This is a genomic window from Odoribacter laneus YIT 12061, assembly GCF_000243215.1.
Lineage (GTDB): Bacteria > Bacteroidota > Bacteroidia > Bacteroidales > Marinifilaceae > Culturomica > Culturomica lanea.
In genome coordinates, this window is the sequence record NZ_JH594596.1 from 328,681 (window position 1) to 341,843 (window position 13,163).

Annotated in this window: 9 protein-coding genes; 3 read left to right on the forward strand and 6 right to left on the reverse strand. The window is 40.7% G+C overall.

What is annotated here, in order from left to right:
• Positions 1 to 13: 13 nt before the first annotated feature.
• The 5 genes from HMPREF9449_RS01410 to HMPREF9449_RS01430 form a co-directional block, all read right to left on the reverse strand.
• Complete coding sequence (locus tag HMPREF9449_RS01410; RefSeq protein WP_009135439.1) at positions 14 to 1,204, reverse strand: FprA family A-type flavoprotein; 1,191 nt, start codon at positions 1,202 to 1,204, stop codon at positions 14 to 16.
• A 192-nt stretch (positions 1,205 to 1,396) separates the two neighbouring features.
• Positions 1,397 to 2,602 carry a C1 family peptidase gene (locus HMPREF9449_RS01415; protein WP_009135440.1) on the reverse strand — a complete coding sequence of 402 codons (1,206 nt, stop codon included), beginning with the start codon at positions 2,600 to 2,602 and terminating at the stop codon, positions 1,397 to 1,399.
• A gap of 101 nt (positions 2,603 to 2,703) precedes the next feature.
• Complete coding sequence (locus tag HMPREF9449_RS01420; protein ID WP_009135441.1) at positions 2,704 to 3,597, reverse strand: CPBP family intramembrane glutamic endopeptidase; 894 nt, start codon at positions 3,595 to 3,597, stop codon at positions 2,704 to 2,706.
• Between the two features lie 20 nt (positions 3,598 to 3,617).
• On the reverse strand, positions 3,618 to 6,173 hold the full coding sequence (locus HMPREF9449_RS01425; RefSeq protein WP_040611152.1) for an FtsK/SpoIIIE family DNA translocase: 2,556 nt from the start codon (positions 6,171 to 6,173) through the stop codon (positions 3,618 to 3,620).
• A gap of 279 nt (positions 6,174 to 6,452) precedes the next feature.
• Positions 6,453 to 8,099 (reverse strand): AMP-binding protein, encoded by a 1,647-nt coding sequence (locus HMPREF9449_RS01430; protein WP_009135443.1) that lies wholly within the window; start codon positions 8,097 to 8,099, stop codon positions 6,453 to 6,455.
• 118 nt (positions 8,100 to 8,217) lie between these two features.
• On the opposite strand from HMPREF9449_RS01430, the gene HMPREF9449_RS16465 reads away from it, so the two are divergent.
• Positions 8,218 to 8,361 (forward strand): hypothetical protein, encoded by a 144-nt coding sequence (locus HMPREF9449_RS16465; protein WP_156793290.1) that lies wholly within the window; start codon positions 8,218 to 8,220, stop codon positions 8,359 to 8,361.
• 374 nt (positions 8,362 to 8,735) lie between these two features.
• Here HMPREF9449_RS16465 and HMPREF9449_RS01435 read toward each other — a convergent pair whose 3' ends face one another.
• On the reverse strand, positions 8,736 to 10,136 hold the full coding sequence (locus tag HMPREF9449_RS01435) for a glutamate decarboxylase (protein WP_009135444.1): 1,401 nt from the start codon (positions 10,134 to 10,136) through the stop codon (positions 8,736 to 8,738).
• Positions 10,137 to 10,344: 208 nt separating this feature from the next.
• On the opposite strand from HMPREF9449_RS01435, the gene HMPREF9449_RS01440 reads away from it, so the two are divergent.
• Together HMPREF9449_RS01440 and HMPREF9449_RS01445 are read left to right on the forward strand one after the other, a co-directional pair.
• On the forward strand, positions 10,345 to 11,991 hold the full coding sequence (locus HMPREF9449_RS01440; protein ID WP_009135445.1) for an AMP-binding protein: 1,647 nt from the start codon (positions 10,345 to 10,347) through the stop codon (positions 11,989 to 11,991).
• Positions 11,992 to 12,328: 337 nt separating this feature from the next.
• Positions 12,329 to 12,859, forward strand: coding sequence for a ferritin-like domain-containing protein (locus HMPREF9449_RS01445; RefSeq protein WP_009135446.1), 531 nt, complete (start codon positions 12,329 to 12,331; stop codon positions 12,857 to 12,859).
• Positions 12,860 to 13,163: the final 304 nt, after the last annotated feature.

A 13,163-nucleotide genomic window follows, 5' to 3' on the forward strand; every position in this document is an offset into this window, starting at 1 on the left:
TTTATTTTTGGATTTATGCCTTTAGTTTTTCGGCCATGGCATAAGCAATATTCCGGCAATCTTCTACGTCCTGAGATTTGGGTGAACCGGAAGCATCGGCATGGGGAGCTACGATTTCCCATTTCATTTTGTCTGCAAATTGAGTGAAACGGGGGAGTGCGCCTCCTGCCCAGGTTTTATTGGTAAAAAAAGCCAGGTAGTGATTTTTGATACCCATATTTTCCAATTCACTTAAAAGGGTTTCCATAGTAGGAAAAATCCCACCGTTGTAAGAGCAACTTCCCAAGATGACCCCTTTATACCGGAAAATATCGTTGATCATATAAGAAGGATGGGTTTTAGAGGTGTCGTGTATTCTGATTTTTTTTATACCTTTTTCTGCCAGAAAACGACCGATCAGATCGGCCATTTTTTCGGTATGACCGTACATACTGCTGAAAGCGATGACAACGCCTTCTTCGGTTTCATATTTACTCCATTTATCGTATTTGGCGATGATTTCGGGAATGTGACTTCTCCAGATGGGGCCGTGGGTGGCACAAATCATACGGATAGCGAGACCCCCTAATTTTTTCAGAGCTGTTTGGGCCGGCATGCCATACTTTCCGACGATATTGGAATAATAACGGCTGATTTCTTCTTCCAGATACTCTAAATCTACCTGATCATCGAAGATTCCTCCGTCCAGTGTACCAAAAGCTCCGAATACATCCCCGCTGAATAATAATTGTTCTTTGGGCAAATAGGTGACCATGGTCTCCGGCCAGTGAAGCATGGGTACCATATAAAAATTCAATTGCTGTTCTCCGAGGTTCAGACAGCTTCCTTCTTTTACTTCCAGAAGATTGGTATGAACGCCATAAAAGTTTTCCAGCATAGGGAAAGTTTTACTGTTTCCTACCAGGGTTAAATCCGGATAATGACAGAGAAGAGCTTTTATTGCTCCGGAATGATCCGGCTCCATATGGTTAATAATCAAATAATCTACTTTTCTTCCGTTTAAGGTTGCTTCGAGACTTTCTATATAATCGTCCATGCGGCTTCTTTCTATGGTATCGATAACGGCTACCTTTTCGTCTATAATGACGTAGGAGTTGTAAGCTACGCCTTTGGGAAGCGGCCAATAATTTTCAAATAAATGCGTTCTTCGGTCATTTACTCCGATCCAAAAGATGTTTTTTTTAATCTCTATTGCCTGATTCATATAAATTGTATTTTGTGATTAGATTTAATTTATCTTATTCGTTTTAAAAACCGAAGAATAGATTCTGGCCGAAGGAATATTTTCAAACTTTCCTTATCGGTTCTAAAAAATAGAATTCTTCTGTCGGTATGCAAAGGTAAAAAAAAGTCGTCATATACCATATGACGACTTTTTAAACTCATTTCTTATCGATTATTTAATTCCTAATTTATCTTTTAATGCCTGAGGAAGAGCATCTTTATGAATCATAATAGAAGTCGTTTTGTATGCTACAAACGGATAGGAAGCATATAAATAACCGTGGTATTGGTTATAATCTCCCCAAGAGTTTTTAATAATGAAATATTTGTTTCCATTCTGATCGACAGCCTTCCCGACAGCATGCATTCCGTGGTCGTCAGTGGTCTGGAAATTATCGAAAGCTTCTTGACGCATTTCCTGGGTGATGGTTTTTTCTTTGCCCGGTTTTTCTAACAATTTAGCTTGTTTGTCTTCCTTTTTCATCTTTACCCATTTTGCAATTTCAGCATCACTGGTTTCTGTATTTTCCATATCCGGAACAATGGCAATTCCGTCTCTTAAGAATCCGATTTCAGAAACGTCAGATCCCCAGGAGAACGTATAACCGTTGTCAATGGCTTTGTCCAATACTTCCATCAACTCATCCAACGGAAGGTTGTAACTTTCTTCCCCAATCCAGTTGTCGGGAACTTCCAGCGCAAATTTTGTATAGAAAGGATGATGGGTGAAAGAAGTCAGACTGATATAGTCGTCCATATTTAATCCGGTAGACTGGTAGAAAGACATAGGAGTATATTCTTTTCCCCGGAAGGTGAATTTTTCCGGTTTGGCGCCTAGGTAAGCATCCAGAATGCCGTCGAATCCCTTTTTCCAGGCTGTACTTAATTTTTTATTCGGATTTGATACGATCACTTTCAGATAAGCTCCGAGCACTCCGTCGAGCTCCGCATGAGCGTGTATATTTTCTCCGTAATTTAAGCCACTGTATATTTCCAGCGGAACGATACCGTAGTTTTTGATAGCCCAGTTAACATCGGCGGAAGCTCCTCCCTGTGCAAAATTCATACAACCGTGCATACGGACGTATTTATCTGCTTTTTCGTTATATGTATTCCAAACGATATACATAGGAGCTAAGCTTACACTGTCTTTACCAAGACGCATCATTTCCGATTCCAGAAAGGAAATGGTCGACCAGGACCAGCAGGTACCGGCTCTATCCTGAGATTTTACGGAAGTAGCAGGCAAACGTTTGAGTTCTGTAAACTGATAACCTTGTTTTTCTTCTTCTTTTTTCTTTTTCTTGCTGTTACCTGCCGTTGCTACTGTAGCGAGAGCCAGCAACAAGCTAAACATTAAAAGTGCGGTTTTTCTCATTTTAAATTTATTTTAAAAGTTTGTTGTCCACTTTTCATTCTGGCTTTATGGACGTTTATAGTTTAATTTTAGATCTCTATTGGGGGATAAAGATAATGATTTTATTCAATAGGAGGAATTTCGTCCTGAAGAAAGCGATATTTCCGGTTACAAATGGCGATAAAGATAACGCCGGCAATCAGCATGATTAAGGTATCCAAATGAGAAGCTGTCGGATGGAGATCCTTAAATAAGGCATGTGTTTGTAAGGCAGAAGCGTCTGAAGTAAAGGTTACAGCAGCTAAGAAGTTGTTGGCCAGATGTAATCCGATAGCTAGTTCCAGTCCGTCGTCTTTTATTGCGATAAATCCCAGTATTAGTCCCATCAGCATGTATTGGGGAAGGGCAACTTCTATTCCGAAAGCTTTAATTTCCGGATTACTGATATGCATAAGCCCGAAAAGAATAGCGATCAGGAAAAAGGCAACCCATTTAGACTTAAAAAGAAGCGCGGCGCCTTGCATCAGGTATCCCCGGAAAAGAATTTCTTCAAAAGCCGTCTGAAAAGGGAGAAATATCAGGGAAATGATTACCAGTATAAGGAAGTTGACCGGATCAAACTGAAACAAAATATCCGAATCGTTTGACGTCCCTATTGTAATGGCAAACGTGATAAGGGTGAGAATACTCCAGATTGCGGCACCGAAACCCAATCGCTTCCAGTCGAATTTCGGACGTCCCGTAACAATGTCCAAATATTTCTTTTTTTGAATGAAATGAATACAAAGAAAAAGAGCTATAAAGCCGCCTACGAAAGTAAATAATGTAAGGGCAAGACCTGCATTCGTGGAGGTCAAGGTACCTATATTTCCTTGCATGGCAGCTTCCGGATTTTGGATAATCAGGTAGACGGCCAGTGGCAGACTTGCAATTTGTATGGCAACGAAAACGATAAGAAGGGTGAGTACATAAAAAGTCCAGTGATTTTTTCCCCTGTACGCTTTTTCCAGAAACATAATTGTTGAATTTACAAAAGTTAAAATTTATCTCCGAGATTTTTTAATAATAGTTCCAGACTATATTCATCGGGAATCAGCACCTGTCGGGCTTTGCTCCCTTCAAAGGGACCTACAATGCCTGCGGCCTCCAGTTGATCTACAATGCGTCCCGCCCGGTTATACCCGATAGAAAAACGGCGCTGTATAGAGGAAGTCGAACCCTGTTGGGAGTTCACCACTAATTTAGCGGCTTCTTCAAATAAAGGATCTTTCACTCCCAGATCGGCTTCTTGAATATTACTTCCTCCCTCGTTTTCCGGAATGTATTCCGGTAGGGCGAAAGCGGAAGGATAAGATTGCTGGGAAGCAATAAAATGAGTGATCGCATCGATCTCCGGCGTATCGACAAAAGCACATTGCACCCGGGTCATTTCGTTTCCTACAGAGATCAGCATATCCCCCCTTCCGATGAGTTGGTTTGCTCCGGGGGAATCCAGAATGGTGCGGGAATCAATCATTGAAGCAACTTTAAAAGCAATGCGAGCCGGGAAATTGGCCTTGATCACACCGGTAATGATGTTGGTAGACGGTCGTTGGGTCGCGATGATCATGTGTATCCCGACAGCCCGTGCTAATTGGGCAATGCGGGCGATGGGCTGTTCCACATCTTTGCCGGCAGTCATGATCAGGTCGGCAAATTCGTCGACTACTACCACAATGTAAGGCAGGTATTTATGTCCTTTTACAGGATTTAACTGGCGTTTTATAAATTTCTCGTTGTATTCTTTGATGTTTCTCACCTGAGCTTCTTTCAACAGATTGTATCGGTTGTCCATCTCGATACAAAGGGAATTTAAGGTATTGATTACCTTAGAGGTTTCTGTGATGATGGCGTCTTCCTCATCCGGTAATTTTGCCAGAAAGTGTTTTTCGATAATCGAGTAAATGCTGAGTTCTACTTTTTTGGGATCTACCATCACGAATTTTAACTGGGAAGGGTGCTTCTTGTAGAGGAGAGAAGTGATGATGGCGTTTAATCCTACGGATTTCCCCTGACCTGTAGCACCGGCTACCAATAAGTGAGGCATTTTGGCCAGATCAAAAGTATAGGTTTCGTTTGAAATGGTACGTCCTAAAGCTACCGGAAGGGCATATTTGGATTCCTGAAATTTTTTGGAGGCGAGTATACCACGCATCGAAACGATTTCAGGGTTTTGATTAGGCACTTCTATTCCAATCGTACCTGCGCCCGGAATAGGGGCTATGATACGAATTCCTAGAGCGGCCAAACTTAGAGCGATGTCGTCTTCCAGGTTCTTAATCTTGGAAATCTTTACGCCTGGAGCCGGAATAATTTCGTAAAGGGTTACTGTCGGACCGATGGTGGCTTTTATCTTGACAATTTCAATTTTATAATTTTTAAGTGTTTCGACGATTTTATTTTTATTTTCGTCTAATTCGTGCTGCGTTACTTTAGGGTTCCCTGTAGAATGTTCTTCCAATAAATCGAGGGCTGGATAACAATAATGGGATAGGTCGAGTGTTGGGTCATAATCTTCTTCGGGCTGAAGATTTCTGCTGACCGTTTCTTCTTGCTTTTCATTGCTAACCGTTAGTTCTACGTTTTCCCCTTCCTCTTCTTTCCCCTCATCGAAAGGGAGGTCTTCCGCTTGCCCGTTTGTAAAGGTTGTTTCTTGTTGTATATCCGATTTCGTTGGGAATTCAGTGCCTTTAGCTGGGAAAGTATAAGGTGTGCTATCTTCTGCAACCTCTTCATTTTTCCGGAGATAGTCTTTACCGGGATTAAACTCGTCTTCCAGAGAGATAAACGGGGGAAGGGTTTCGTCGAGGGGAGGCTCTGTCCTAGATGTTGTATACGGTTGGGACAGAGGAATATCGGTTTCCGTTTCTTCTCCGCTCTGGTTGGTCGAAGATTCCGGTGTTTTTTCAACTTTTTTCGGAATCAGACTTTTGAAGTAAGCTACGCATTTATAAAAAGCTTTTTCGAATCCGAAAAACAGGATGATGGCAAAAGTCAGTAAAAGCAGGAAAAAGGTCCCGATTCCTCCGATAAGGGAATTCAGCCACTGAGTGACAAAATATCCATGTGCTCCGCCCGGATAAAGATAAGATCTTTGTAGGTCGAACACAGAATAGAACAAATCGGAAATATAACCCAAAAACACCGAAAACCAGATGATCAATACGATACTGAAAAAAATTTTTTTCGGGTATCCGGTAATTTCTTTGCCGGCAATTCGAATACCGGAGAGGATAAGTATATAACAAAATATAAAAGAGGAGATACCGAACCATCTGTTGATCAGCAGATCGGAACACCAGGCTCCCAGATTGCCGGCCGGATTTGCAGCGGTTATTTCCGGGTTACTTACAATTTGCCGGAGACCTTTATCGATAAGACTTTGGTCAATTCCTCCTGTAAAGAAAAAACCGATAAATGAAAATAAGAGATAAAGGGAAAATAGAATAAAAGCCAGTCCGATAATAAAACGGGTACGGGGTTCTTTTAAAAAGGATAACGCAGCTTCTGACTGTTTTTTTTCATGAGTCCGTCGGTTTATATTTTTTTTCATTCGTAAACGCTTCTCTAAAATTGTAGGTAAAAATATAAATATCTGATACAAAAATACTTAATGAAATAGAATAAGAATTTGCCTGCTTTCAATTTTGCTTTTGCAAGATACAAATTAATTGAAAACTGAAAATTGAAAATTGAAAATTATTTTAAAAAGGAGGGAGAGAACTGTAAAATATACCCCGGTATTCCTCTGTTTTTCCGGGCTCTTCGAAAGAAATAAGGGAAATCTTCCGAAAAGAGAAAAATTCCGAGGTATACCGGGGTATAAACAATATTATTGATAAAGGAAACGTTTTATACTCCGTTTCGGTGTTTTTTCAAATTCTTCGTTGTAAATTTTAATTTTCGAAAGCTGACTATAAGCCGGTAATTGCTGGTTGAGTTCTTTCAGATTTTCGTTCATGATTTTAGGTAGATCATCGTCTTGAATATGATCGTTACCGGCGGCTTCAAAATCCGGATATACGAGAGCGACCAATTTTCCTTCCTGTTCGATGACGATGGATTCCATCACATATACCATCGTATTCAGCTTGTCTTCGATTTCTTCGGGATAGATATTTTGTCCGCTGGGACCTAGCAACATGTTTTTACTGCGTCCTTTGATAAAAAGGTTGCCTTCTGCATCGATAAGTCCTAGATCTCCTGTGTGCAACCAACCGTCTTTGTCGATAGCGGCAGCGGTTGCTTCCGGATTTTTATAATATCCCTCCATGACACAATCCCCTTTTGCCAGGATTTCTCCTACGATGTGTTGGGGATCTTCCGAATCGATTTTCAGTTGTACCCGGGAGACTGCTTTTCCGCAGGAACCCTGACGGAAATATCTCCAATCTTCATAGCTTAAAAGAGGACCGCATTCTGTCATCCCGTATCCTACAGTATAGGGAAAATGAATCGATCTGAGGAAATTTTCTACTTCTTTGTTTAAGGCAGCTCCTCCGATGATCAATTGTTTAAATTTGCCGCCCAAGGCATCCATGAGTTTCTGGCGAATTGAATCCTTGATTTTATCATTGATAACCGGGATATTCATCAGCAGCCGGATATGCGGTTTTTCAATGGCCGGGAAAATTTTCTTCCGGATAATTTTTTCGATGATCAAGGGTACGGTAATGATCAGATCCGGTTTTACTTCCGCAAAAGCGTCTGCTATGATTTTGGGAGAAGGGGTACGGGAAAGGAAATGAATATGTGTCCCGTTTACGAACTGATAGATGAATTCAAAGGCAAGCCCGTACATATGAGCCATCGGCAACATACATACGATTTGTTCTCCCGGGTTATACCCCAGTACTTCGATTCCGAATTTCATATTGGTCCACAGGCTGCGGTAAGGGAGCATAACACCTTTGGAGAAACTGGTGGTACCGGAAGTATAGTTAATAACTGCCAGCTCGTCCAACTGATCGTATTTATAGGTTACGTTTTCCGCTTTAAACCGTTCGGGGTATTTTTTCCCGAACAATTCATTCAACCGTTCGCGCGCCTCGGTCAGGGATTCTTTATTCGAATGCCGCAAGGAATAATCTTCTATGCGAATGATACCATCCAGATTAGGCATAGCATTTTCGTCCAGGTTTTCCCACACTATATCTCCTGCAAAGAGAAGACGGGATTCCGAATGATTGACAATGTGGTGAATATTGTCCGGTTTAAATTCGTTTAAAATGGGAACGGCAACGGCTCCATAGGTCAAGGTCGCCAGAAAAGCAATTCCCCAGCTCGACATATTGCGGCTGCATAGAGCAATTTTATCCCCCTTTTTAATACCACTGTGTTCAAAAAGTATATGTAATTTTTCAATTTTCCGGGCTACATCTTTATAAGAAGAAGTGGCCCCTTTAAAATCTGTGAGTGAAGGTTTGTCCCAATTTTTTTTTATACTTTCTTCAATGTATTGTATAAAGCTTTCTTCCATGATGATTTATTTAGCGGCCTCAAATATAACTCTTTATATATTAAAACGGAAAGAAAAAAAGAAATTTAGGATTTCTACAGGAAGTATAGGGAAAAGTAGAAAAAGAAACTGAAAAAGTGTGCATGCTGTCATTTTTCCTTTTGCCCATCATTCTGTAATGAAAATATGCTGGCTCATAAAAGTAACCCACGAAGCGAGAAAAGCGGTGGATGATTTTTACGAAAACAGTATCCGTATCTTTTTCAAACTCTATGGGACTTAGGTCACCGGTTATGCTGTTTATCTGGGGGAAGATGCTGCCGACAATCCCCTGCAGAATCCATTAGTCGATTTTACAAAGGCTGTCTCTTCCGCTGAAAAACTGGAGCGGATACGAAATATATTGCCTCCTTTTATCAGAGAAGAGGGGACTGCTTATTACGACCGATTCCGTGGGGATATCCTGATTTCCGTGTAAATCCCGGAATCGAACTTCCTAGCCACAAAGAGGGTGGTTCGCTAAAACTTGTTTCTGAATAAACAAAAGAAGAAGCTGTCCTCCGGGTAAAATTTTACTTGGGGACAACTTCCTCTTTTCAAGTTAAATATTTCAAGAGATGTCGGATATAACCTTCCTTTCGGTCGCTTGCAGAACTATTAACGGGCGTGGTTAAATCCTCTCGGTTTCTGTGGAATTTTATTTCTCCATTGGATAGCGCTATTGGTGGGTTCCTGTAATTTGTCCAGAATTTCGATATTACGGCGCATATCCTGCATCAGCAGGTCGGCCAAATCGATACCTGTACCCTGACGGACTACTATACGCATAATAACGACGTCTTCCATTGCTTTCGGCATCGTATAGGCGGGTACCTGCCAACCTTCTACATGTAATGCATCCGATAAATCGTAAAGAGTCCATTTCCGGTTGGGGTCTTCTTTCAGTTTCCATACAAATAACGGATTCGGATTTTCATCACTCAGGAACTCGAATATACCTATTTCATCCAATTGTTTTCTCAGATAAGTACATACATCCAGACAATTCTGTTGAACCTGACGATATCCTTCTTTACCCAAACGCAGGAATTGATAATATTGGGCTAAGACCTGATTCCCCGGGCGGGAGAAATTGATGGAAATACTGGGAATATCTGCTCCCAGATAATTCACGGCAAAATTCATATCCTGCGGTAAATATTGTTTGTCTTTCCATACGACCCAACCTACACCCGGATATACCAAACCGAATTTATGTCCGGAAGTACTGATAGAAAGTACCCATTTCAACCGGAAATCCCATTCTGTTTCCGGATCGATAAAGGGATGGATAAAGCCACCTGTAGCCGCATCTACGTGTATACAAATCTCCCAGCCTTTTTCTGCATTCAATTTATCCAATGCATCGTTTATGGCTTTTACATCGTCATTTAAACCGGTGATGGTTACGCCCTGAATCGGAACGACGCAAATGGTATTTTCATCACACATCCGGACCACATCATCCGGATCCAGCGTTATTTTATCATAAGTTACCGGTACCATACGCATTTCCACATCCCAGTATACGGCAAATTTTTCCCATACTACTTGCATGCAGCTGGAGATAATGAAATTGGGTTTATCGGTAGGCAGCCCTTTGGCTTTCCGACGTTTTTGCCAACGTTTTAAGGCAGCAATTCCTCCCAACATACAAGCTTCGGAAGAACCTACTGTACTTGTTCCGGTACAATACGGATCCTCGGGGGAATTCCATAATTTAGCCAATATATTTACACAACGTCTTTCAATTTCTGCCGTCTGAGGATATTCTGTTTTATCGATCATGTTCTTATCCATATTTTCGGTCATCACCCGACGGGCATAATCGTCCATCCAAGTCGTAACAAACGTAGCTAAGTTTAAGCGGGAATTTCCGTCCAGCATAGCCTCATCGTGTACGATCTGATAAGCCACTTCTCCCGGCATAGAATGATCAGCCATTTCAAATTTCGGTGCAACCCGGGCTTCTTCCGATGTACCGAAAATGGGAGTGTTTGGATTTTCTGTTTTCTTCATAATTAATTTGATTTAAAATATTGAAAATTAACAAAATAGTAAACAATTTCTATTGCTCGCTTTTACTTACGACTCTTTATGGCTAAGGTTTCAACTCCTCACATTATTTAACTTAGAAAGACAACCTATAACCCTCTTTTAAGAACTTATTCTTTAACCTTTTAGAGGCATTCGGAGTATAAATACGAATAAGAAGAATTGGAGAAATATGGAAAATAGCTTTATATATTTACTTGAATACAGTATAAAAGAACATTGGGAATTGCCTGCGTTAACTGATTATAAAGGGGTTACTTATACGTATAAAGATGTTGCCCGAAAAATCGAGAAATTGCATTTATGGTTTGAGAACAGCGGTATCAGAAAAGGAGATAAAATCGCCTTATGCAGCCGGAATGCCTCCCATTGGGGAATTGCTTTTTTGGGAATCGTCACTTACGGAGCGATCGCCGTACCGATTTTACATGAGTTCAAGCCGGACAACATCCATCACATTATCAACCATTCCGAAAGTAAATTATTGTTTGTAGGAGATTCGGTGTGGGAAAGTTTGAATCACAATCATATGCCTCATTTGGATGGGATTATCCGGATGGAGGACTATACGATCCGGCATGCTAATAATCCGATGTTAAGTCAGGCGCGTGAACGGGTAAACGAACTTTTCGGACAGAAATATCCGGATCGGTTTACAGCAGAAGATGTAAATTACAAGTTTGAAAAACCGGAAGATATTGCCTTGATCAATTATACTTCGGGAACAACCAGTGCTTCCAAAGGTGTATTGCTCCCTTACCGGAGTATGTGGTCTAATTTACGCTTTGCGTTGGATAAAATGGGTTATCATCCCGGAGAAAAATTGGTTTCAATCCTCACTATGGCACATATGTACGGATTGGCTTTCGAATTTATTTATCCTTTTGCCAGTGGTACACAGGTATTTTTTTTGGCTAAAATCCCTTCTCCCCGGGTAATTAGTGAAGTATTTAGCAATATACGTCCTCATTTAATTGTAGCTGTCCCTTTGATTATCGAAAAAATTATCCGAAAAGGTGTTCTTCCTAAAGTACAACGGTCTCCCATCCAATTGTTTCTGAAGATTCCTTATCTGAAGAAAAAGATAAAAGCCTCTGTCCGTCAGAAAGTGCTGGATGCTTTCGGAGGACGGTTTAAATTATTAGCGGTGGGAGGAGCTGCTTTAAATCATGAGGTAGAAGCTTTTCTGGCCGATATCCGTTTCCCTTATACGGTGGGTTATGGTATGACAGAATGCGGGCCCGGTATCTCTTTTGACAATTGGATGACTTTTCGGCTGGGGTCCTGTGGGAAAGCCGTTGACCGTATGGAAATCCGGATTGATTCTTCGGATGCTCACCGGATTGTAGGCGAAATTTTGGTAAAGGGAACAAATGTCATGAAAGGGTATTATAAAAATCCGGAAGCCACTGCTGCTGTCGTCGATGAAGAAGGCTGGTTGCATACCGGGGACCTGGGTATTTTGGATAAAGACAACTATTTGTATATTAAAGGGAGGAATAAAAATATGATCTTGGGTCCCAGCGGGCAAAATATATATCCCGAGGAAATCGAGGACAAATTGAATATCATGCCTTTTGTAGCCGAGTCGTTAATTATCGAGCAGGACGGGAAACTAGTAGCCCTCGTTTATCCGGACTTTGAAGCTGCAAAAGCGGCCAAACTTTCGGATGAAGCTTTGACAAAACAGTTGGAACATAACCGGAAACAATTAAATGAAATTCTTCCGGGCTATAGTCAGATTACGAGAATCCGAATCCGCCACGAAGAATTTGAAAAAACGCCGAAACGGAGTATAAAACGATACCTCTATCAATAATGCCCGGGGGACGAGGTCATTTGCGGATCGGTGTAAAAGTTGTGGTCTGATTGAAAAAAGAGCAAAATGATGAAACTCAACTGAAATCAAAAAATAACAGATTGGGGAAAAGCGAATCGGGGCAAGGGTATACTTTAAAGAGTCGTTCATTTAAAAGACTGATAGAAATGAAATAACCGTTGGTTCATAAAAGATATCTTTTCAGAAATTGTTTCACGCTACTCTGAATGAATTTTTATTTAATTAAAACCGTTGTTAAAACTTCAAGCTGTTCGAACAAAAAATTTTTTTGTCCGTTAACATATAAATAGAATAAACTAAACTAAACACTAAAATTATGGCTAAAGAAAGTGTAGAAATCCTAAAAGGAAAGCTGGATGTGGAAAATTTGATTTCACAGTTGAATGCAGCATTGTCGGAAGAATGGCTGGCCTATTATCAATACTGGGTAGGTGCATTAGTCGTTGAAGGGGCGATGCGTGCCAATGTACAAAGTGAGTTTGAAGAACATGCAGAAGAAGAACGGAAGCATGCTCAGATGCTAGCCAAACGCATTATCGAATTGGAAGGAGTGCCTGTTTTGGATCCTCAGAAATGGTTTGAGTTGGCAAGGTGTAAATATGATACTCCGCAAGACTTTGGTTCTGTTCGTTTACTGAAAGACAATGTGGCTTCTGAGCGTTGCGCTATTCTGCGGTATCAGGAAATTGCCGATTTTACGAACGGGAAAGATTTTACTACCTGTGATATTGTGAAAAAAATTCTGGCTGAGGAAGAAGAACATGAACAGGATCTTCAGGATTACCTGACCGATATCGATAAAATGAAAAAATCACTCCTCGAAAATGAAGTGTCCTCTAACAGTTAAATGGATAAATGATTATTTCCCTTAATAAGAGCTCGGTATCGTGCCGGGCTTTTTCCCTTTAATTTTGATTTGTTCTCCTTCTTAATTTATACAAAAATCGTTCTTCCCCTCCAGTTTGGTCTTGGAGAAATAACTATTGTCCGAAGATTCTTTATTCAGAATACGGAATTTAATTTTTTAATTCTTTAAGGGAGCGAAAATATGTACCATGTCGTGTTTACCAATGTTTTTATGCCACGACCGAATAATTCGGCTATTTGCTAGCGGTTTATCCAAAATGTTTCGTTTTCAAACTTGACCTCAA